The organism is Hymenobacter sp. (genome assembly GCF_036387835.1).
Classification (GTDB): Bacteria; Bacteroidota; Bacteroidia; order Cytophagales; family Hymenobacteraceae; genus Hymenobacter.
In genome coordinates this window covers 47654-67489 of record NZ_DASVSY010000072.1, presented here as the reverse complement: position 1 = coordinate 67489, position 19836 = coordinate 47654, and the positions used below count along the sequence as shown (strand labels likewise).

Genomic DNA, 19836 nt, shown 5'->3' with positions numbered 1-19836 from the left:
GTAGCTTCATCTGATGCTGTTGCCGTGCCTGTTTCTTCTGTTGTTCGCCCCTTGACTGTTGCTCCCGCCGAGGTTTTCACTGAAAATCTAACCACTCACCTAGACCGCGAAAAGCATTTTGCCGGGCAGCATCAGTTGGGTGGGTGGTTGCGGCTGCTGCTGTTTGCGGGCGGAGCAGCCGGCGCTTGGTGGCTGTTTGCGGAAGGGCATATTGCGCCGGGGGTGGCCCTGATTCTGGGGGTGTGGGTGTTGTTTGCGGTGCTGGTGCGCTGGCACCGGGGCATTAGCTACCAGCGCGAGCATCATCGGCTGCTGGCCCGCATCAACCAGGACGAGCTGGACCGGCTGGCGGGCAAGCTCACCGGTTTCGACCCCGGCCTGCGCTACCTCGACGCCCAGCACCCGTACGCGGCCGACCTCGATGTGTTCGGGGAGCACTCGTTGTTTCAGTTGCTCAACCGCGCCACCACCCGCCTCGGGCACGACTGGCTGGCGAACTGGCTGCTTCATCTGGCCAAACCCACCGAAGTGCGGGCCCGCCAGCAAGCCACTGCCGAGCTGGCTCCCGACGTAACCTGGCTGCAGGAGTGGCAGGCCCGGGCCCGGCACTTCCCCCGCCAGCAAGCCGACCCGCGCGAGTTCAGTGCCTGGCTGGCCCGCCCCGATTTTTTTGCCGGTAAGCCCTGGCTGAAGCCGCTGCTGATCCTGTTGCCGCTGCTGGTACTAGGCAGCCTAGTGGCTTGGCTGCTTGATTTTGGTTTCTACGCCTTGGTAGCCGTGCAGCTGGTGATAGGCTTGCTAAACGGCCGTCTGGCCACCGTGCGCAACGAATACGCCGAGCAGGCCACGGCCATGCGCGATGCTCTGCGGGCCACGCAGGCCCAACTGGCGCTGTTCGAGCAAGATACCAACCGCAACTGGCAGGCGCCGCGGCTGCAACAGCTGCTGACCACACTGCAAGCCGCCAGCCACGGGGCGGCGGCTACGCAGCGGCTGGGGCAGCTTTCCAGCGTAGCCGGGCTGTTTCGGGGGCGCGAGCATCCGCTGGGCGCATTGCTGCTGAACAGCTTGCTGCTCTGGGATATGCACGCCGTGTGGCAGCTTGAGCGCTGGAAACGCGGCCTAGGTCCGGAGTTGACTACGGTGCTGGAAGTGCAGGCGGAGCTAGAGGCGCTGGTTAGTCTGGCCGGCTGGCAGTTTGCCAACCCTGGCTACGTGGTGCCGGAGCTAAGCTCCGAGTTGCTGGAAGTAACAGCAACGGCGCTCGGCCACCCGCTTATCTTCAGTACCATGCGCATCACCAACGATTTTCACACGATGGGGCTGGCCCAAACCGTGGTCGTGACGGGTTCCAACATGGCGGGTAAAAGCACTTTCCTGCGCACGTTGGGCCTGAATATGGTGCTGGCCCTGGCTGGTAGCGTCGTGTGCGCCCGCCACTTCCGCCTCAGCCCCGCGCAAGTATTCACCGCCATGCGCACCCAAGACAACCTCGCCGAAAGCACCTCCTCCTTCTACGCCGAACTTAAGCGCCTGCGCCTGCTCCTTGACCTAAGTGATAATTCTGAATTAGGAATTAGGAATTCTGAATTGAAAGCAAGCAGTAAAGAAGTAGGAAGGGATAATTCAGAATTCAGAATTCTTAATTCAGAATTACCTGATTTGCCCCCGCCTGTTTTCTACCTGCTCGATGAGATTTTGAAGGGTACCAACTCCTTGGACCGGCACCGTGGGGCGCGAGCTTTGCTGCGGCAGCTGCACCAGCGGCGGGCGGCGGGCTTGGTCAGCACCCACGACCTGGAGTTGGCGGCGCTGGAAGAGGAGTGGCCGGGGCAAGTGCGCAACTTCAGCTTCAACAGCACCTTCTCGGGCGGCCAGATTCATTTCGATTACCACCTCACCCCCGGCCCTTGCCGCTCCTTCAACGCCAGCCAGCTCATGCAGCTGATGGGAATAGAGATGGAGGATTGATGGCTGATTGATGGCTGATTGTTGGATGGTTGTTAGGGGCTGATTGCTGAATGGTCGATAGTTGGATGGCTGATTATCTAAAACTTGCGTCAAAACAACTGGGCAACTCAACAATTAAACCTTTAACAAGCAACAACCAGCCATCAACAAGTCAACAATCACCCATTCAACAAGCAAAGCATGTACGTTCGTAACAATCTGCGCTGGCACATCATCTGGAAGTATTCCTGGAAAGCAGTGCTCATTTTCACGGCATACTCAATGCTGATTTGCTTGATTTATGGGCCTATTGGCTTTCATGCCTTGTCTATTCCTTGGCAGCCGGTGGCTACTTTGGGTACGGCGGTGGCGTTTTATATCGGCTTCAAAAACAACGGCTCGTACGACCGATTCTGGGAGGCCCGTCAGCTTTGGGGCGGCATAGTTAACTACAGCCGGACCTGGTCGATGCAGGCGCTGGAGTTTGTAACCTCGGTGGTAGATGGACCGGGCGTGGAAGCCCCGGCGGCCTCGCGAGCCGAGCTGAGTTTGCGGCACCGGCGCCTGGTGTATCGCCAAATAGCGTGGTGCAACGCGCTGCGCCTGCACCTGCGCCGCCAAAACGACCAGTGGGACCAGCAGGTTGGCCCCTTCCTCGATCCGGCCGAGTCGGTGGCGATGCAGCGCAAGCAGAACCCGCCCGCGCACTTGCTGCGCCAGCAAGCCGCCGACCTGCGCATGTTGCGCGAGGAGCGGGGTTTGCTCAACGACTTCCAGCATGTGAACATGATGACCAGCATCGAGCAGTTCAACAACCTGCAAGGTGGCTGCGAGCGAATCAAAAACACGCCCTTTCCGCGTCAGTACGCGTTTTATAGCTTTGTTTTTGTGTGGCTGTTCGCCGCGCTGCTGCCATTGGGTTTGATTGGAGAGTTCGAGAAGATGGGGCACGAACATTTCTGGCTGACGGTACCGTTTTCGGTGCTGGTGTCGTGGGTGTTCAACACCATCGAAATCGTGGGGCACATCAGCGAAAATCCTTTCGAAAACGAGATGAACGACGTGCCCATGACCGCCATCTGCCGCACCATCGAAATCGACCTGCGCGAGATGCTCGGCGAAACCCACCTCCCCCCCAAACTCTCCCCGGTAGACGATATCCTTTACTAGGTGGTGAAGTGGTGAAGTGGTGAGGTGGTGAAGTTGTGAGTTTGTGAGTTTGACGTTTAAGCGGCGTGGGGGCACTTTATTGAACGGCTTCTAGAGCAAAGCAACATAGGGCGGCCGTGAGCAACGATAGAGGTACTACGCGTAGAAAAAGCCGTGGTGCCGCGCTACTCCTGCCGCTTAAACAGCAAACTCACAAGTTCACTACTTCACCATCTCACCACGCGCAGCGGAAGCTCGGCGTTAACTAAGCGTTGGGTGCGGGCGTAAAGAAAGGCTTCCTTAACCTTTCTATTTATGGCCCAACTAAACCCCGCCCGCACTACCGGCGCCACCCAAACATCGTGGTTTCCTACTACTGGCCCGCTGCCTGCATTTCCTAAGCTCACCGAGTCTGTTACTGCCGATGTGGTGGTGGTAGGAGCCGGTATTGCGGGACTGACAACGGCCTATTTGCTGGGGCGTGAAGGCCAGAAAGTAGTGGTGTTGGAAGACGGCGAAATAGCCTCCGGGGAATCGGGCCGCACCACGGCGCACCTCTCCTTTGCCCTCGACGACCGGTATACCACGTTGGAACAGCTCTTCGGCAAAGAAGGCGCCCGTCTCGCCGCCGATAGCCACCGCAGCGCCGTCGACAAGATCGAGGAGATTGTGTTGCGCGAAAAGATAGACTGCGACTTCGAGCGCCTCAACGGCTACCTCTACTTGCCGAAAGACGGTAAGGTGAAAGAGCTGGACGAAGAGCTGGCAGCCGCCCACCGCGCCGGCCTGACGGATGTGGAGCGCCTGCCTGATGCCGGGGCGCAAGGCTTCACCACCGGCGAATGCCTGGTGTTCCCCAACCAGGGGCAGTTTCATATTCTGAAATACCTGAGTGGGCTGGCCGAGGCCATTACCCGGCAGGGCGGTCAGATTTTCACCAACACCCACGCCTCCGAAGTGAAGGGCGGCAGCAATGCCGGCGTCACGACCACTGAAGGCCACGAGGTGAAGGCCGACGCCGTGGTAATTGCCACCAACACGCCCTTCAACGACCGGGTGGTGATGCACACCAAGCAGCACCCGTACCGCACCTACGTGGTGGGCGCCCGCGTACCCAAAGGCTCCGTCACGACGGCCTTGTACTGGGACACTGCCGACCCGTACCACTACATCCGGCTGCAAAAAGTGGACGCCGGCCCCCGCGGCGGCCAAACCGACTACGACCTGCTGCTAGTGGGCGGCGAAGACCATAAAACCGGCCAGGAGCCCAACCCCGAAGACCATTTGCAGTGCCTTGAAGACTGGACGCGCGAAAACTTCCCGTCGGTTCAGCGCATCGACTATCGGTGGTCGGGGCAGGTGATGGAGCCGGTGGACGGGCTGGCCTACGCCGGCCGTAACCCCCTCGACGACGATAATGTGTACATCATCACCGGCGACTCGGGCCACGGCATGACCCACGGCACGCTCGGCCCCATGATTGTGACCGACCTGATTCTAAACCGCGAAAACCCCTGGGCCAAGATCTACGACCCCGGCCGCGTGACCCTGAAACTGGAATCGGTGAAGGAGTACGTGATGGAAAACATAAATGTAGCTGCCGAATACACCGAGCTACTAACCGGCGGCGAGGTAAGTAGCGCCGACGATGTTGCGCCCGGCACTGGCGCCGTAATTGGCCGCGGCCCCCTGAAAGTGGCCGTGTATCGTGACCCCAAAGGCCAGGTGCACGAATGCTCGGCCGTGTGCCCGCACCTGCACTGCATCGTGCATTGGAACTCTTTGGAAACCAGCTGGGACTGTCCCTGCCACGGCTCCCGCTTCGATGCCTATGGCCGACTCCTCGACGGCCCCGCCAACGAGGATTTAGCTAAAATCGAGCAGTAGAAGCTGTAACGCGAAGCTCTGCTTCGTGACGCGTTGAACACCCACGGTTCAGGTCTTTGCAACCCGCATTCAACGTCTGGCGAAGTGAAATTTCGCGTCTTAACCTCTCATCCTTTACTTTCCCATTTCATGCCCGCCTCCAAGAAAAAAACCACCCCTGTCCCTGCCCCGCAAGAATCCCTCTGTCCTCATCCACTCGGAACTTTAATATCGATTGGCGGCCACGAGCGCAAAGATTTCTCGCAAGGAGAAGCAGGCGACATGGCCGACGACATGATACTACGCCGGGTGGTTAAAGAAGTCGGCGACAAAGGCTACATTCTGGTGCTCCCCATTGCCTCCGAAGAGCCCGACGAAGCGGCGCAGGACTACGTAAAAGTATTCACCGACCTGGGCTGCCCGCGGGTGGAAGTGCTTGATATTCGGACCCGCGAGGAAGTAGATTCCGAGAACAGCCTGCGCCTGCTCAACGAGGCCGGAGGCGTTATGTTTACGGGGGGCGACCAGCTTCGGCTTACGGTTCTGCTCGGGGGCACTGCCTTCCAGCGCCGCCTCAAAGAGCGGTACACGCACGAGCCTTTTGTTATTGCGGGCACCAGCGCCGGCGCCGCCGCCATGTCAACGCCCATGATTTATCAGGGCCGCAACAACGCGGGCATGCTTAAAGACGAAATTCACATCACCACCGGACTGGAATTTCTGCACAACGTGGCCATTGATACGCACTTCGTGGCGCGGGGCCGCATTGTGCGCATGGCCCAGATTATTGCCACCAACCCGTCGTGCATCGGGCTGGGGCTGGAGGAAGACACGGCAGTAGTCGTGACCAAGGGGCGGGAGCTGGAAGTGATTGGCAGCGGCTTGGTCGTGGTGCTCGATGGCATGAGCGTTACGCAAACCAACATCCACGAGGTAGAACCCGGCAAGCCTTTCTCGATCCGCGACTTGCACATGCACCTGCTCAGCGGCGGCGAACGGTACACCTTGCCCATTATGGAGCAGCTGCACGCTTGATGTTTGGTGTTGGGTTAGGCTAGGTCGAGAAACAGTCGTGCTCAGCCGTACATCTACTTTACCTGGTAGTGCGTGTGGTTGATGCTGTGGGTGCTGCGTTGGCTGCTCTGGGCTGGATTGTCGAGCGGACCTTGCTGCAAACAACCTCTTTCTCAGTTGCCTTGGAACATGTGGCCTCCCTGGCGTCGTAGCTGCTGGTCTTGTTGGCTATTGGGGCCGCGTTCAGTTACGGGCGTTACCGGAAGTACCGCGTAGCCGCCTGACAGCTTGCTTTTGCTTGCCGGCCTAGCGTACCTGGCCGTTTTTGCCTTTAGAACATGGCGCGGGGTAGTGGTGGGCTTTCGGTTTGACTGCTGACTGATGCGCTTAGCAGCTATTTGAGTTAGAGCACTGAAACAGCTGCTAAGCGCAGAAGCTGGTTGGATAGGCTACAGGTTGAAGAGGGTGCGCAAGCCTTCCGTCAAAGCAGTAGGTTTGCGCCCGAGCAACTGCTCTAAATTCGAGCTTACGTCCTCTTCCTGCCCGTTCTTGATGTCAGTCATAAAAGGACTAATGCGCTGAATAACAGGTTCTGGCACGCCACGGTCTTTCAAGGCTTTCTCGAATTCGGCAGTTCCCACCGGCGTATAGCCAACCGGTTTTCCGGACAGGCTAGATAAAGCAGTAGCTACGTCGTAGAAAGAGTATGCCTGGCTGCCCGTGAGGAAATAGGTTCTGTTATCGCAGCTGCTTTCCAGCAGCACCTTGGCAATGGCTTCCCCCATTTCGCTTCGTAAGGCATACGCCACCTTCCCCTGGCCAGCGGGCAGGTTGATGCCGGTGGTTAGCACGCGCGGACCCATGAACTGAGGCAGCACGTCCATGTAGAGGATGTTGCGAAAGAAAACGTAGGGTAGGCCACTCGCTTTGATGTACTCTTCCGTTTGAAAGTGCCGCTCCATCAACTGGTTGGCTAGGGTGCTCGGGTCTTTCAGTGCCCGGCTGGTGTACGCCAAGCACTGCACGCCGGCTTTTTGAGCAGCATCTACTACGTTGTAGTGCTGCTGCAGGGCATCTCTCTCACCGCCGCCCGATATCAGCAGCACTTTGGTTATGCCTTGCATGGCTTGCTCCAGCGAAGCACAGTCGCCGTAGTTACCCACCCGAATGTCTACTCCTTGGGCTAGCAGGTCCGCCGCTTTGTCGGCGTCGCGCACCAAGGCAGCTAATTGGTTGGGAGCAGTCTTCCCGATCAGGGTCTGCAGTACAGCTCGTCCGAGCTGCCCCGTGGCGCCAGTTACTAAAATCATAAAGAGTTGTTTTGCTGGTTCAACAAAAGGGCGCAGCTGCCGATCCTAATAGCTTGCCAACCCCTGTGGGGCAAAGCATAAAACGACCGAAGTTGCTTCTGCAAAGTTGCCAGCTGGCACTCAAGCGCGGAATGGCGAAAGGGCGGCAGGATTTGGCGAAACAGCGGCAGCCGCGGCGCTAGACTTGTTTGTAGGCCGTGGGCGAAAGGCCCGTACTTTTCTTGAAAAACCGGCTAAACGCAAACTGATCGGCGAAGTGCAGCTTGTCCGCAATCTGCGACATGGGCAGCGCGGTCGTTTGCAACAGGGCTTTCGCTTCCAGCACCACGGCTTCGGTTATCAAGTTACTCGCCGGTTTTCCGGTTACTTCCCGTACCATCTCCGTTAAGTGCTTGGGCGTAACGCAGAGCTTATCGGCATAGAACGTAACACTGCGCACCTGGGCGCTATACGCCTGAAGTAGCTGCTTGAACTCCGCCGTTAGCACCTGGCTTCTGGAGTACGCCGGCGGGAGCGGGGCCGCCTTCTGGTCGTACAGGGCATCCAGCTCGTAGAGCAACCCGTTGATAATGTTTTTAACGATGTTCTTGCGGTTTGCGTGCGGCGTATGGTATTTCTGCACTAGAAAACGGAAAGAAGCGGCAATGTTCGTGGCCTCCGCCGCCGAGAGAGGTAGCACGTACGTCGGCGGGTTTAGCAGAAAGCCAAGCTTGCCTGTGTGGGCATTGTTGGTGGTGATAAAGTCGCTGGTGAAAAACACTGACAGCGTTTCATAATCGCCGGAAATGTGCGTCCACTGCTTGATAACGTGGGGGGTGACCAACACCAAGCAGCCAGGCCCTACCGTAGACGTTTGTAAATTGACTTTCAACTCGGCGCTTCCGCGCAGGCAGATGCTGATTTTGTAATAGTCGCTGCGATAGGGAATATCAATGGGCGCAGCGGCTTTTCCCTTGGCCTCCGGCGCCGGACAGAAGACCTCCGCGGCGGCCTCGTCGTAGTGAGCAAACATGCTAAGCTGATAGGTAGGAATAAGCTTACTCATAGCGGGCGGCAAACTTGTGGAGGTATTTACTTGGGTAACACACTAGTTGCCGATAAGTAAGTATTCGTCGACAAAAGCCACTGAACGACAGGTCGCGACTAGGGGAGGGGGACACTTTTAGATACTTATCCCAACAAGACATCCTTTGTGCGTAGCCAAGGTACGGCTGGTAATGACTACGTGCGCATCGATGGCCCCAACGTGTGGATCGAGTTTGCTTGCTCCTGCTAAACCGGCGTGGTATGCCGCAACCAGACTCACTGCTACACCATCTGGCGCGACCGGGCTCGTGACTACGGCGGCAACTTCTACACGACCGTCATGAGCAACAAGGCGGCTAAGGCGTCTCAAACGGTCTTGGTCTATTCCAACCTTACGCCCAACGGCTAAGCTTTGCGGGTGAAGCTGAGTGCCCCCGCCACCACGGCCATTTACACCCTGCGCAACGCTATGGGGCAGCCCATGACTATTGCCACTAAACTTTCAAGGGTAGCATCATCCAAGTGCCCACCGAAGGCCTGCCCGCCAGCAATTACGTACTGAGTCTCGAAGTCGGGGGCCAAGAGCCAGTGGCGCGTCGCTTGATTGTGAAATGAGAGCGTAAATAACGGCCTTCTACTACTTCACCAAACGGCTTCAACATCAAGCACTAACAACTAAGTACTAGGTGCCAAGCACTAAAATCCGGTAGCTTGGTGGTTGCTTGTCGTATAGACGACCCGAACCGCAGCCTGCTGCAATGAACGACCACACCCGCAAGCTTCAATACTTCTTTTTCAGTCAGGATTTTTCCGATGGACTGCGCATTACGTTGGCTGTACTGCTGCCAGGCTTGCTGCTGGGGTGGCTCGGGCAGCTGGAAGTAGGCATTGATCTGTCGTTGGGGGCGCTTTGCGTCAGCATTGCCGACTCGCCGGGGCCAGTGGTGCACAAGCGCAATGCCATGCTCGCGGTGGTGGCCCTGCTGCCGGCGGTGGCTTTGCTGACGGGCCTGGTGCAGCCGTATATGTGGCTGTTGGGTTTGGAAATAGGGGTGCTCAGCTTTCTGCTTACACTGCTGCTGGTGTACGGTACCCGGGCCGGGGCAGTAGGCACGGCGACGTTGCTGCTGGTTATCCTGATGATGGACCGCAGCCTTACGCTGCCGCAGCTGCTCCGCTACGCCAGCCTCGTGACGGCCGGCGGCATTTGGTACACGGTGGTGAGCCTGCTCACGCGCCAAATCCGGCCCTACCGCTCGGCGCAGCAGGCCCTGGGCGAATGCATTCGGGCGGTGGCGGGATTTCTGCGTTTGAAAGCCGAGTTTTACCGCACGGGCACCAACCTCGAAGACGATTACCGCCGCCTGGTAAGCCAGCAAGTAACGGTAAGTGAAAAGCAGGAAGCCGTGCGCGAGCTGCTGTTCCGGACCCGGCAGATGATGAAGGAATCCACCGGAACCGGCCGCCGGCTGGTGCTGACGTTTGTGGATTTGATGGACCTCTACGAGCAAATCACCGCCACGTATTACGACTATTCCGCTATCCACGCCCGGTTTGAGGCCTCCGGGGTGCTCGACGCTGTGGCGGGCTTAGTAGAGCAAATTGCCACGGAGCTGGAAAGCATCGGCTTCGCCATTCAAGCCAACTACAGCTACACGTCCAGGGTGCAGCTTACGGCGGGCCTGGAGCAGCTCAAAGCCCGCATCGACGCGCTGGATGACCCCACGCAGCCCGGCCATACGCTGGTACTGAAAAAGATTCTGGTGAACCTGCGCAACCTCAGCCAGCGCCTCCAGGACATTCTGGCCTATTTCGATGCCAAAGCTGCCCCGGCCAGCCAGGAGTTGGAGTACGGGCGCTTTGTGTCGCACCAGAGCTTTGCGCTGGAAGAGCTGCGCGGCCATCTTACCCTGAGCTCCGGTATTTTTCGGCACGCGGTGCGCATGACGGTGGCGTGCCTGGTAGGGTTTGTGGTGGCCAGGGTGCTCTTGCCCGGCCACCACAGCTACTGGATTCTGATGACCATCACCTACATGCTCAAACCTGCTTTCAGCTTAACCAAGGAACGCAATATTCACCGGGTGCTGGGCACGTTGGCGGGCGGCCTGATTGGCGGGCTGGTGCTGTTTCTGGTGCAAGACCGGATGGTGTTGGTAGGGTTGCTGTTTGTGTTTATGCTGACCTCGTTCAGCTTCACGCGCAGCAACTACATTGTGGCCGTCACGTTCATGACGCCCTTCGTGTTGATCCTGTTCAACTTCATGGGGCTCGGTTTCCTGCAAATAGTGGAAGAGCGGGTTCTGGATACCGTGCTGGGCTGCCTCATTGCCTTTGCTGCCAGCTACGTGCTGTTTCCGCGCTGGGAATCCGACCAGTTGCAGGACTACATGACGGCCGTGCTGCGCGCCAACCTGCTCTACCTCCAAACCCTGGCCGAAGCCCTGACCGGTTCCATAGTGGCCGCCCTCGACTACAAGCTGGCTCGCAAGGAAGTATACATCAGCTCGGCTAATCTGGCCGCGGCCTTTCAGCGCATGATGTCGGAGCCGCGCGGCAAGCAGCACCGCCCCACCGAAGTGCACGAGTTTGTGGTTCTGAATCACATTCTCTCGTCCAACGTGGCCTCCATCACCTCGGCCGTACTCACGCAGGACGGCCACACGCCCTTCGCCGGTAGTAATTTCCTGCGCCCCGTGCGCCAGGCTCAACAGGCACTGCACCGCAGCCTCCGCCGCCTCGATGCCACCGAGCCCGAACTGCCCGCCACCTCTGCCGATGCCGCCCCCACGCGCCCCGAAGCCGCTACCGCGCCCGACCCGCAACTCACCGAGCAGCTAGACTTCATTCAGAAAGTAAGCAGCGACATCAGCAAAGTCACCGAGGAGGTGTTGCAATAACTTGAAACGAGTTGAGCTTCAGAGCGGCTTGCTCAGAGCGTGTACTACGTGGCGCTGCACGATAAGAAGCCACATAGCGCCGCGCTGCAACATAGGTTTAGGCTGCGGCCAGGGCGTTCAATAAGTATTCAGCTGGGTACTTGGCCAGGGAAATCTGCGCGGGATGCGCTTTGTTCTTTATGCCAATTATTTTCTGCTTCAGCGAATACGGCAGGTTGTTCACTGCGAAAGACTTTTCAGCTAGCTCGGCCAGCGTCAGAGAAGTTTGATTGAACTGTTCCAGCGCCGTCTTGTAGGCATCATCAAAGATGTATAAGTAATAAGTTGGCTTGTTGTGGTGGTAGATCAGCAACTCGCCATAAGCCGAGTCAGGCAGTTTCACATACGAGTCGTTGGTGAACCCCGTAACGGGGGCCACCTCTACGGAAACTTCGGTTGTTTCAGCCATAGCCAGCGCGGTTGCAGTTGTTACGGGTAAACAATAGTACCGTTTTTTAGCATCGTGAAGTCCTCCAGAATCACCACGTTTACGCCTCCCTCCAGCCGAAGGGAGTGCGCGACGATGCCGTTCTTTTTCGTGAGGCGGGCATAGCGGCTCATTACCTTCGGCATGTAGCGAGTGCCGAGGCGGCCTACCGGGCTGGTCAGGTTCAGAAAACGACCTCCCGGCCCAAGGGAGTATTGAATCGTGGCCACCCGGCTGGCTCCGTGGTGGGCCAGTTCGGCCACCGTAGTACCGGGCTTGGTAGCGGTATAGAAGGCGCCGCCAAACCGCGAATTCGGGTTGAAAAACTTGGGGTCTATCCCCTTCAAGATATTTTCGGCTGCCCCGGCCCGGGCCGTAGAGTGAAACAAGGCTGCTCCTTCTCCTACCGCAGCCGTGGCGCGCGTGGCGGCTGTAGCGCCGCGTATTGCAAGCTTGGCCCCGGCGCCGGCCCCCTTGGTTGTGAGCACGTCGCCCGCTACCCGGCCTACCAGCTTGCCCCACTGCCGAGCGTTCCAGTGCGGCATTTCTTTCACCGTGTCGTCTACGGCTATAATAATCTGTACTTGCCGTGCGGCGAACTTAGTACCCAGTTTTTGGTCCAGCCACTGAGCGCTGGCCTGCCCACCGTAAGGGCCCGCCATCTGCGGATTCATCAGCGTAAGAGCCACTACGGTGGTACCCATTTCGGTCCAGGTTTTGGCTTGCCAAGCGTCTCGCGTTACAAAATCCCAGGTACCTTTCAGCGAATCCCCCAGACCTTCTACCAAACCCATATTATAGTCGCGGTGCATGTGGACCAGGGTTACACCAGCTTGCAATACGCGGTTTCCTATGCTTGGCGGTGCGGCAGCCTGAACACGCTGGCTTATACCCCGCTTTGCCGTTGCGGCCCGGCCCTGCTGCACAACAGCAGCCCGACTGCTTACTGGTGGGCGCTGTGTTGGGGGCTTGCCACCTGGTCGTAAGGCTTGTGCCCGGTCGCTAGCAGTTGGCTGGCGGCGCTGAGGTGGAGTAGGTGCAAGCATAACAATTACCAAAAAAGTAAGGTGAACAACACAGGAAAAGTACTCACGGATACATATTAAGATAGCGCTAAAAAGCACAAAATTCCCAGATTTCTTATAAGTTTACTGAATGCCCGGAATATAGTTATAGATAGGGCTCATTAGTAAATATCCAGTTTTTCTAACACATCTTGGATCTATGAGTCGTCAGGTAACCTCCTCTGTGCAGTGCGCTGGCTTGGCCTTGGCGCCGTCTGCTGATATTCAGCAGATATCCCTCACTCAAAGTCTATTTTCCCACCACGAGTTTCAGGTGGTGGTGCCCTTTGATAGGGTGGAAGGAAGCAAAGTGTCCTTCTTTTCGAAAGCCCACAAGCGGCTGTTAGGGCAGCCCCTCTCGTTGGTAGCCGAGGCTGATTCTTTCCATTTCAACCAAGGGCAGAAGCTTTTATTTAAGGGTATCGTAACGCACCTGGAGGCCGGCAAAGACAACGATTTTGCCGGCAGCGTAGTGGTGCGCGGCTACAGCCCCTGCTATCTGCTGGCCAGTGGCTCTAAAAAGCGCACGTTCGTGGCCAAAACCCTCGACGCTATTTTCAATGAAGTGTTGGAGCCTTTCCCGGCCAACTTGCTGGCCCGCAAAATCAACCCGCAGCACAAAGCGCCCCTGCCCTACGTGGTACAGTACCGCGAAACCAATTTCGAGTTTCTGAGCCGCCTGGCCGCCGAATACGGCGAGTGGTTTTACTACGATGGCGAAGCCCTGCAACTAGGAACACCAGCAAGCAGCGAAGAAGTGGATTTCGTGGCCGACGGCGACTACAACAGCTTCAGCTTCGGCATGACGCTGGTGCCTACCAAGGCCAAGATGTACGAGTACAACTATCAAAAGCACCAGCATTTCAAAAGCAGTACAACCAGCCAGGCGTTGCCTAGCCTCCAGAACCACCCCTACGGCGGCTTTGCCCTCAAGCAAGCCGAAGCCCTGTTCACGGACGAGGCGCACACCACGGCCGAAACCCTGATTGAAGGCAACAGCCAGCTCGACGAGGAAGCCAAGCTGCTCAAAGCCAACGCGGCGGCCGGCCTCGTCACGCTGCAAGGATTCAGTGATAACCCGAGCCTGCACCTAGGTACCGTGCTCAACGTGCGCGGCGAAGGCATCGGCACCGAGCACATCGCCGACGAAAGCTTCGGCAAATACCGGATTCTGGAAATCACGCACTTCATCGACGAGGCGGGCAACTACAGCAACCAGTTTTCGGCCGTGCCGCACGTGCTGGAAGTGCCGCCCCTGAATCCCACCTACGACGCCCCGCAAGGCATGTCGGAACTAGCTGAAGTCATCGACGATAAAGACCCCGACAAGCTCGGCCGGCTGAAAGTGCGCTACCATTGGCCCGTAAACAACCCGCAGCAAGCCGAAACCGACTGGCTGCGCCTGCTCACCCCCTACAGCGGCGACGGTAAAGGGCACTTGTTCAAGCCCGAAGTCGGCTCGCAAGTGCTGGTCGGCTATCAGAATGGGTTGGCCGAGCAGCCCTTTGTCCTCGGCAACATGTTCCACGCCAACAACAAGCAAGGCGCCAAGTACAGCCCCGACAGCAACCTGATGAAGGGCATCCAGACGGCCGGCGGCAACAAGTTTGTGATGCAGGACAAGCAGGGCAAGCAGAGCATCAACATCTCCAACTCCAACAACAAAGGCACGGCCCTCAACATCAACTTCAACGGCGACGGCAGCGTTAGTATCAACACCAACGGCCCCATCAGCCTCACAGCCGGCGGCGACATCACGCTGACCGCTAAAAAAGACATCATCCTCACGGCCGAAAACGTGACGATCAACGCTAAAACCAAAATCACGAAGACCGCCAAGGAAATAGCCATGACCGGCAGTGAAAAAATGGATATGACCGGCAAAGTCACCTCTATAAAAGCCGGCGATACCATGAAAATTGCTGCCTCTTCGTCGCTCGACGTAAATGGCGGCAGCAAAGCCAGCATCAGCTCCGGTAAGACAAGAATTCACTAATCTTGCTGCTATGTCCCTTCCCTTGACATTGGCAGCCTCAGCGGCTCCGCGTATCTATAAGCTGACCACTACCTCGTACATGCGCATGAACGAGGCCGAGGAACACAACACGTACCATACCGTGGCGCGGCAAACGCTACTGGAACGCAAACCCAACAACACCTACCGATTGGCCGTGGAGGTACTCAGCTTTCAAGCCGAAAACCCTACTTTTTTTAATTTCCTAGCGGCCGATCTCAATCAAGTTAGCAACTCACTTATTATTCAGACTGACATCTACGGCCGGCTGGAGCGCGTCGAAAACAAGGATGACATGCTGAAAAGGTGGCGTAGTATTCAATCGGGCGTAATAAAAAAGTACGAAAAATATTACTCAAAAGCCTTTTTCGATGCATTTGGCCAGAGCCTGCAAGCTGAGGGTGTTTTCGAAAAAACTGTTCGCAATAAAGGTTTACACGGTGTGTTACTGGCTGGTATTTACGGGTTTGGCTACGTGTCCAATGTTCCGGTGCGGGGTACACGGGTACTCGAGCAATTTATCAACCACATAAATCTTCCTCTTCAAATTACGACCAGCGCCACTGACGGCGCTACACCAGCCGAGCTTACACTGCAAGTGGAGGGTAAGCTCAATCAAGCGGCCTTGCAGGAAGATGACCTACGACGACTGTTTCGCTCGATGGCTGATAATCCTCTCCTGAAGATAAGCTTGAATGCCACTTGTCAGGAGCGCTACGATGTAGAAACGGCTACTGGCTGGCTAGTACGAGCCGAGCAGCGGCTTAAGGCTGAGGTGCCAGGAATTTATCAAAACGAAGTGCATCATCAACTCGAAATGGTGAGTTAGATTAAGCCTCTGGCGCGGGGAAGTTGTACCCCATCTTATTTCATTTACTTGTTTCCGACCACGGTATGGCTATTGACGATAAGTATGTGATGAACGGTGTGTGGCTCACTTGCGACAAAGGAGTAACTCCTTCGCGCTTCAACGTGACGCCCAAACCGGTGCAGCTCTACGACGAACATTTTGCCAATGAACTCGACAAGATTCCGTTGGTAAACATTATGCCTTTTGGGGTGTGTAGCGTCTCGCATAGTCCGTGTGTGCCGGTACCGCTATTGTGGGAGCAGGTAATGGAAGATGGTCTGACGGTAATGGGAGCCCGCCCTCTACTCGATACCAGTAAGTGCATGTGTAGTCTAGGTGGGAAAATTGCCATTCACTTCACAGAGGCTGGGGCCACCGCGGCTGTGGAACTAGACAAGCAGCTCGACCAAGCCGACGCGCTGGCCGAGGCCGCCGAAAAAGCGTCGGGTTGGGCTTTCTGGGGCGGCGTAGCGCTAGCCGTAGGAGGTGCCGTGCTCTGTGCGACAGGTGTAGGTGCTCCGCTGGGCGCAGCCATGATTGCCGGTGGTGGCCATTTAATAACTGCTAGCACCGTTTTAGCGGTTGGAGCGGCGGTTACTAAGGGAGTCACCAATTTTAGCCGCGACCCAAGCTTGCAAAACGGCTTGTCGATTGTGGGGCAGGTAGCCAAGGATTTGGCTATCGACTACGTGATGAACAAGCTAGGCGGCAGAGTAGTCAAGGGGCTGGGCAAAGCGGCGCAAAAGGCCATGAACAAACTCGGGCTATCTGAGCGTGCCAGCGGACTAGCTAATCGTATTCTATGCACCGTCACAGGCCACCCGGTTGACGTGATTGGGGGCTACCTGTACACCGAAGCCACCGATTTCGAATTTCCTGGTCCGGTGCCCCTGCGCTGGGAGCGGCTCTGGAATTCCACTTCTGTTCACCAAGGACCGCTTGGCTCGGGTTGGCACCACAGCTACGACATGGCCCTGTTCGTAGATGCTGAGCAGGGGCTGGTTGCCTTCCGCGCCGCCGATGGCCGCGGTATTGCCTTCGACCTCGTTCCCTTGGGCCAGCGCGACTATAACCGCCTCGAGAAAATGAGCCTCCTGCACGACGAGCGAGGCTACGCTATTCTAGACCACGGCCAGAACCTTGTCTACCGTTTCGGTGTAAACCGCGGCGACGGCGTGTCACCGCTCGCAGCGGTAGAGAACCGAAATGGGTTCTCTATCACCTTCGGCTATAACGGCCACGGCCACCTGACCGAAATCGTCGATAGCGCCCGCCGGGTCTTCCGTGTGAGCTGCGACGAGCAAGGCCGTATCCGCACCATCGCCACGGCCCACCCTACCGAGCCAAAAAAGATTGTGACGCTAGTGCATTACAGCTACAGCCGGCAAGGCGAGCTGTTGAGCTGCGAAGATGCGCTCGGGCAGCAGGCTCATTATAAGTATCGTAATGGCCTACTAGTGCAGGAAACGTTCAAGAACGGGCTCAGTTTCTACTTTCAATACGAGGGCGCGGGTACCGAAGCCCGCTGCATCCGCACCTGGGGCGACGAAGGCATCTACGACCACAAGCTGCTCTATGATGTAGCCAATCGGCGCACGGTGGTCACCAATTCCCTGGGGCAGGAGGCCACCTATATCGGCAACGAGAACGGGTTGGTCGTGCAGCACATCGACCGGCGCGGCGGCTTGCACCAAACCGAGTACAATGAATATAACGAGGTGCTGAGCGAAACTAATCCGCTAGGCTATGAAACTCGTTATGAATATGATGAGCGGGGAAATTGCACCGAAAAGACGATGCCCGATGGGTCTACGGTGCGGATGGCTTTTGATGAAAACGACCAACGAGTAAAGGTGATTGATACCGTTGGCGGCCAGTGGCAGTGGGTCTATGACGCGGCTGGCAATGTGCTGGAAAGTACCGACCCAATAGGAAATCTAACACGATACCAGTACGAGCAAGGATTGCTGCGGCGTATGCACGATGCTGCATTCCACAGCACAGAGGTAAGCTATGACAGTATGTACAACCTGCGCGAAATGCAAACGTCGGAGGGCGCGGTATGTCGTTGGCTATACAATAAATGGGGTCTTCCCACCAAGACTACGGATGCGCGAGGAAATGTTCAATGGCGCGAATACGACCTTTTAAGCCAAGTAACTGCACTGTACGAGCCTGATGGTAACGTGCGCCGCTTTGCCTACGATGCAATGGGTAATGTAATGCGGGTTCAAGACCGCCACCACGATATCGCGTATGCTTATCGAGGTGTAAACCGACTTATTCGGCGTGTTGAAGCAGGTACAAACACTGATTTTCTATACAATACCGAAGAGCAGTTACGTGCTATCGTTAATGAGCACGGCCTGACTTACCGCTTTGAGCTAGATGCCGAAGGAAGCGTCCTAACTGAAGCTGGTTTCGATGGCCTAACACGCTGTTACAGTCGCGACATTGGGGGACGCGTATTACAAGTAGAACTGCCTACTGGCCATACTACTCGTTTTACATACGACCGGGCAGGGCGCACCACGAAGGTACTTTACAGTGACGGCAGTGCGGAAACATATGCTTATCGCGCTGACGGGACACTAATTACTGCTGCAAACAATAGCATTACAGTGGCGTTTGAGCACGACGTACTAGGCAATGTGATGAAGGAGACACAGGGGGAACATACCGTCTCATATTCTTATAACTCGCAAAGTCAAAGGATTAAAATCATGTCCTCGCTTGGGACCGAAGTGAGTTATAAGCGTGATGCAACAGGAGATATAGAACAAGTGCGTAGCGGAAATTGGCAAGCTCAATTTGAACGTGACACACAAGGGTTGGAATTGCAGCGCACGTTCAGTGGTGGAATCCGTACTCGCTGGAAGCGTGATTCTTTAGGGCGTCCCACCGAGCAGCAGGTTGTCAGTCCAACAATTCATTCGGAACGGGCACGCACCTATACATGGCAAGAAAGTGGGCGATTAACCCATATTCAGGATAGTCACGACGGCATCACGCGCTTTGAGCACGATGCTGTAGGTAATTTATCCTCTACCATATTTGGTGATGGCACCCGAGAATTACGGCAGCATGATGCCGTTGGTAACTTATTCCAAACAGCTAACAAGCAAGACCGACGATACGGACCCGCTGGCCAGCTTTTAGAAGCAAATAGTACGCGCTACACCTATGATGAGTTGGGTAATTTAGCTAGTAAGAAAACCGTTCATGGACAGGAGTGGCAATACGTCTGGAACGTTGCTGGACGACTTGCGGAGGTCGTGTGTCCTGATGGAAAAGTAGTGCGGTTTGCTTATGATGCATTGGGACGTCGTATTCGCAAAACGTATTGTGGGCGAGTAACAAGGTGGATATGGGACGGCCATAAGATCTTGCACGAATGGAACGAATTGGAAGTGAGTGCTGATAACGTGGATCAAGTTATTACCTGGCTGTTTGAGGAAGGGCGCCAAGCGCCTATAGCTAAGATAGTTGGCGATGAATCTTACGGTTTCATCACTGACCACTTAGGAACACCGTTACAAATGCATGACCAGCATGGTCAGGTTGTATGGAGTGGCGAGTTGAATAGTTACGGGAAAGTGCGGAAATCGTATGGTAGCCTCGATGGTTGCCCCTTTCGTTATCAGGGGCAATATGAGGATGTAGAAACCGGGCTATATTACAACCGCTTCCGCTACTATGATCCAGAGGCAGGCAGCTATATTTCTCAAGATCCGATTGGACTAAAGGGGGGAGACAAAGCCTATAGCTATGTGCATGATCCAATAGTCTACGTAGATCCATTGGGCTTAGCTCCCTGGCCAACCGGCGGTTTTGGCGAGTGGTTTGACAATGCAAGCGTCTCCGATGTTCTGGCAAACAAGCAAGATGTGAGTAATGCTCTACGTGGGAGCGGCGGTATGCATGAGATGTTCCCCGTATCTATGGCTGCCAAAGCAAAAGAGCTAGGCTTCACTCATTCTGAGTTGACAGGTTTGACGAAGCAGCGGGATGGACTTATGTTTGAGAATGTACCGGATCGATTCGGTAACACTCACAGCGGTCCTCATTCCACTGGTATGCCATTGCCGGCCGGACAATCTAGTAAGGCTAGTTCTTGGTTCCACAAAAATCTGATGGCAGACCTAGATGGAGCGAAAACCAAGTCCGAAGCCCTTGACATCATTCAAAAGCACCATACCACTCACTGTAAGTAACCGCTTTACGAATCAT

At 56.3% G+C, this 19836-nt stretch carries 13 protein-coding genes; 9 read left to right on the top strand and 4 right to left on the bottom strand.

Annotation, left to right across the window (positions count from 1 at the left end):
* Positions 1–51: 51 nt before the first annotated feature.
* From VF639_RS13760 to VF639_RS13745, 4 genes are all read left to right on the top strand, one after another.
* Positions 52–1971, top strand: a complete 1920-nt coding sequence (locus VF639_RS13760) for a MutS-related protein (protein WP_331146491.1) — start codon at positions 52–54, stop codon at positions 1969–1971.
* A gap of 180 nt (positions 1972–2151) precedes the next feature.
* Positions 2152–3120 carry a bestrophin family protein gene (locus VF639_RS13755; protein ID WP_331146490.1) on the top strand — a complete coding sequence of 323 codons (969 nt, stop codon included), beginning with the start codon at positions 2152–2154 and terminating at the stop codon, positions 3118–3120.
* A gap of 294 nt (positions 3121–3414) precedes the next feature.
* Positions 3415–4986, top strand: coding sequence for an FAD-dependent oxidoreductase (locus tag VF639_RS13750; protein WP_331146489.1), 1572 nt, complete (start codon positions 3415–3417; stop codon positions 4984–4986).
* Positions 4987–5115: 129 nt separating this feature from the next.
* Positions 5116–6000, top strand: a complete 885-nt coding sequence (locus VF639_RS13745) for a cyanophycinase (RefSeq protein WP_331146488.1) — start codon at positions 5116–5118, stop codon at positions 5998–6000.
* 428 nt (positions 6001–6428) lie between these two features.
* On the opposite strand, the gene VF639_RS13740 is transcribed toward VF639_RS13745, so the two are convergent.
* Both VF639_RS13740 and VF639_RS13735 read right to left on the bottom strand, forming a co-directional pair.
* Entirely contained in the window at positions 6429–7289 is an 861-nt protein-coding gene (locus VF639_RS13740) for an SDR family oxidoreductase (protein ID WP_331146487.1), read from the bottom strand.
* Between the two features lie 178 nt (positions 7290–7467).
* Positions 7468–8334, bottom strand: a complete 867-nt coding sequence (locus VF639_RS13735; RefSeq protein WP_331146486.1) for an AraC family transcriptional regulator — start codon at positions 8332–8334, stop codon at positions 7468–7470.
* A 237-nt stretch (positions 8335–8571) separates the two neighbouring features.
* Between VF639_RS13735 and VF639_RS13730 the strand changes: the two genes are divergently transcribed.
* Positions 8572–8724: a hypothetical protein gene (locus VF639_RS13730; RefSeq protein ID WP_331146485.1), complete on the top strand. Its 153-nt coding sequence runs from the start codon at positions 8572–8574 to the stop codon at positions 8722–8724.
* A 349-nt stretch (positions 8725–9073) separates the two neighbouring features.
* Positions 9074–11212 (top strand): FUSC family membrane protein, encoded by a 2139-nt coding sequence (locus VF639_RS13725; protein WP_331146484.1) that lies wholly within the window; start codon positions 9074–9076, stop codon positions 11210–11212.
* A gap of 97 nt (positions 11213–11309) precedes the next feature.
* Here VF639_RS13725 and VF639_RS13720 read toward each other — a convergent pair whose 3' ends face one another.
* Together VF639_RS13720 and VF639_RS13715 are read right to left on the bottom strand one after the other, a co-directional pair.
* Entirely contained in the window at positions 11310–11660 is a 351-nt protein-coding gene (locus VF639_RS13720) for a hypothetical protein (protein WP_331146483.1), read from the bottom strand.
* A gap of 20 nt (positions 11661–11680) precedes the next feature.
* Positions 11681–12724, bottom strand: coding sequence for a hypothetical protein (locus VF639_RS13715; RefSeq protein ID WP_331146482.1), 1044 nt, complete (start codon positions 12722–12724; stop codon positions 11681–11683).
* Between the two features lie 178 nt (positions 12725–12902).
* Between VF639_RS13715 and VF639_RS13710 the strand changes: the two genes are divergently transcribed.
* The 3 genes from VF639_RS13710 to VF639_RS13700 all read left to right on the top strand — a co-directional run bounded on the left by VF639_RS13710 (position 12903) and on the right by VF639_RS13700 (position 19820).
* Positions 12903–14738, top strand: a complete 1836-nt coding sequence (locus VF639_RS13710) for a type VI secretion system Vgr family protein (protein WP_331146481.1) — start codon at positions 12903–12905, stop codon at positions 14736–14738.
* 10 nt (positions 14739–14748) lie between these two features.
* The gene (locus VF639_RS13705; protein WP_331146480.1) at positions 14749–15585 is read left to right on the top strand and encodes a hypothetical protein; all 837 of its coding nucleotides are present in this window, start codon (positions 14749–14751) and stop codon (positions 15583–15585) included.
* Positions 15586–15650: 65 nt separating this feature from the next.
* Positions 15651–19820, top strand: a complete 4170-nt coding sequence (locus tag VF639_RS13700) for an RHS repeat-associated core domain-containing protein (RefSeq protein ID WP_331146479.1) — start codon at positions 15651–15653, stop codon at positions 19818–19820.
* The last annotated feature ends 16 nt before the right edge of the window (positions 19821–19836 follow it).

Bases quoted from the DNA above. Each gene is read 5' to 3' on its own strand.
- VF639_RS13755 (WP_331146490.1), top strand. From the start codon at position 2,152: ATGTACGTTCGTAACAATCTGCGCTGGCACATCATCTGGAAGTATTCC.
- VF639_RS13750 (WP_331146489.1), top strand. From the start codon at position 3,415: ATGGCCCAACTAAACCCCGCCCGCACTACCGGCGCCACCCAAACATCG.
- VF639_RS13745 (WP_331146488.1), top strand. From the start codon at position 5,116: ATGCCCGCCTCCAAGAAAAAAACCACCCCTGTCCCTGCCCCGCAAGAA.
- VF639_RS13740 (WP_331146487.1), bottom strand. From the start codon at position 7,289: ATGATTTTAGTAACTGGCGCCACGGGGCAGCTCGGACGAGCTGTACTG.
- VF639_RS13735 (WP_331146486.1), bottom strand. From the start codon at position 8,334: ATGAGTAAGCTTATTCCTACCTATCAGCTTAGCATGTTTGCTCACTAC.
- VF639_RS13725 (WP_331146484.1), top strand. From the start codon at position 9,074: ATGAACGACCACACCCGCAAGCTTCAATACTTCTTTTTCAGTCAGGAT.
- VF639_RS13720 (WP_331146483.1), bottom strand. From the start codon at position 11,660: ATGGCTGAAACAACCGAAGTTTCCGTAGAGGTGGCCCCCGTTACGGGG.
- VF639_RS13715 (WP_331146482.1), bottom strand. From the start codon at position 12,724: ATGCTTGCACCTACTCCACCTCAGCGCCGCCAGCCAACTGCTAGCGAC.
- VF639_RS13710 (WP_331146481.1), top strand. From the start codon at position 12,903: ATGAGTCGTCAGGTAACCTCCTCTGTGCAGTGCGCTGGCTTGGCCTTG.
- VF639_RS13705 (WP_331146480.1), top strand. From the start codon at position 14,749: ATGTCCCTTCCCTTGACATTGGCAGCCTCAGCGGCTCCGCGTATCTAT.
- VF639_RS13700 (WP_331146479.1), top strand. From the start codon at position 15,651: ATGGCTATTGACGATAAGTATGTGATGAACGGTGTGTGGCTCACTTGC.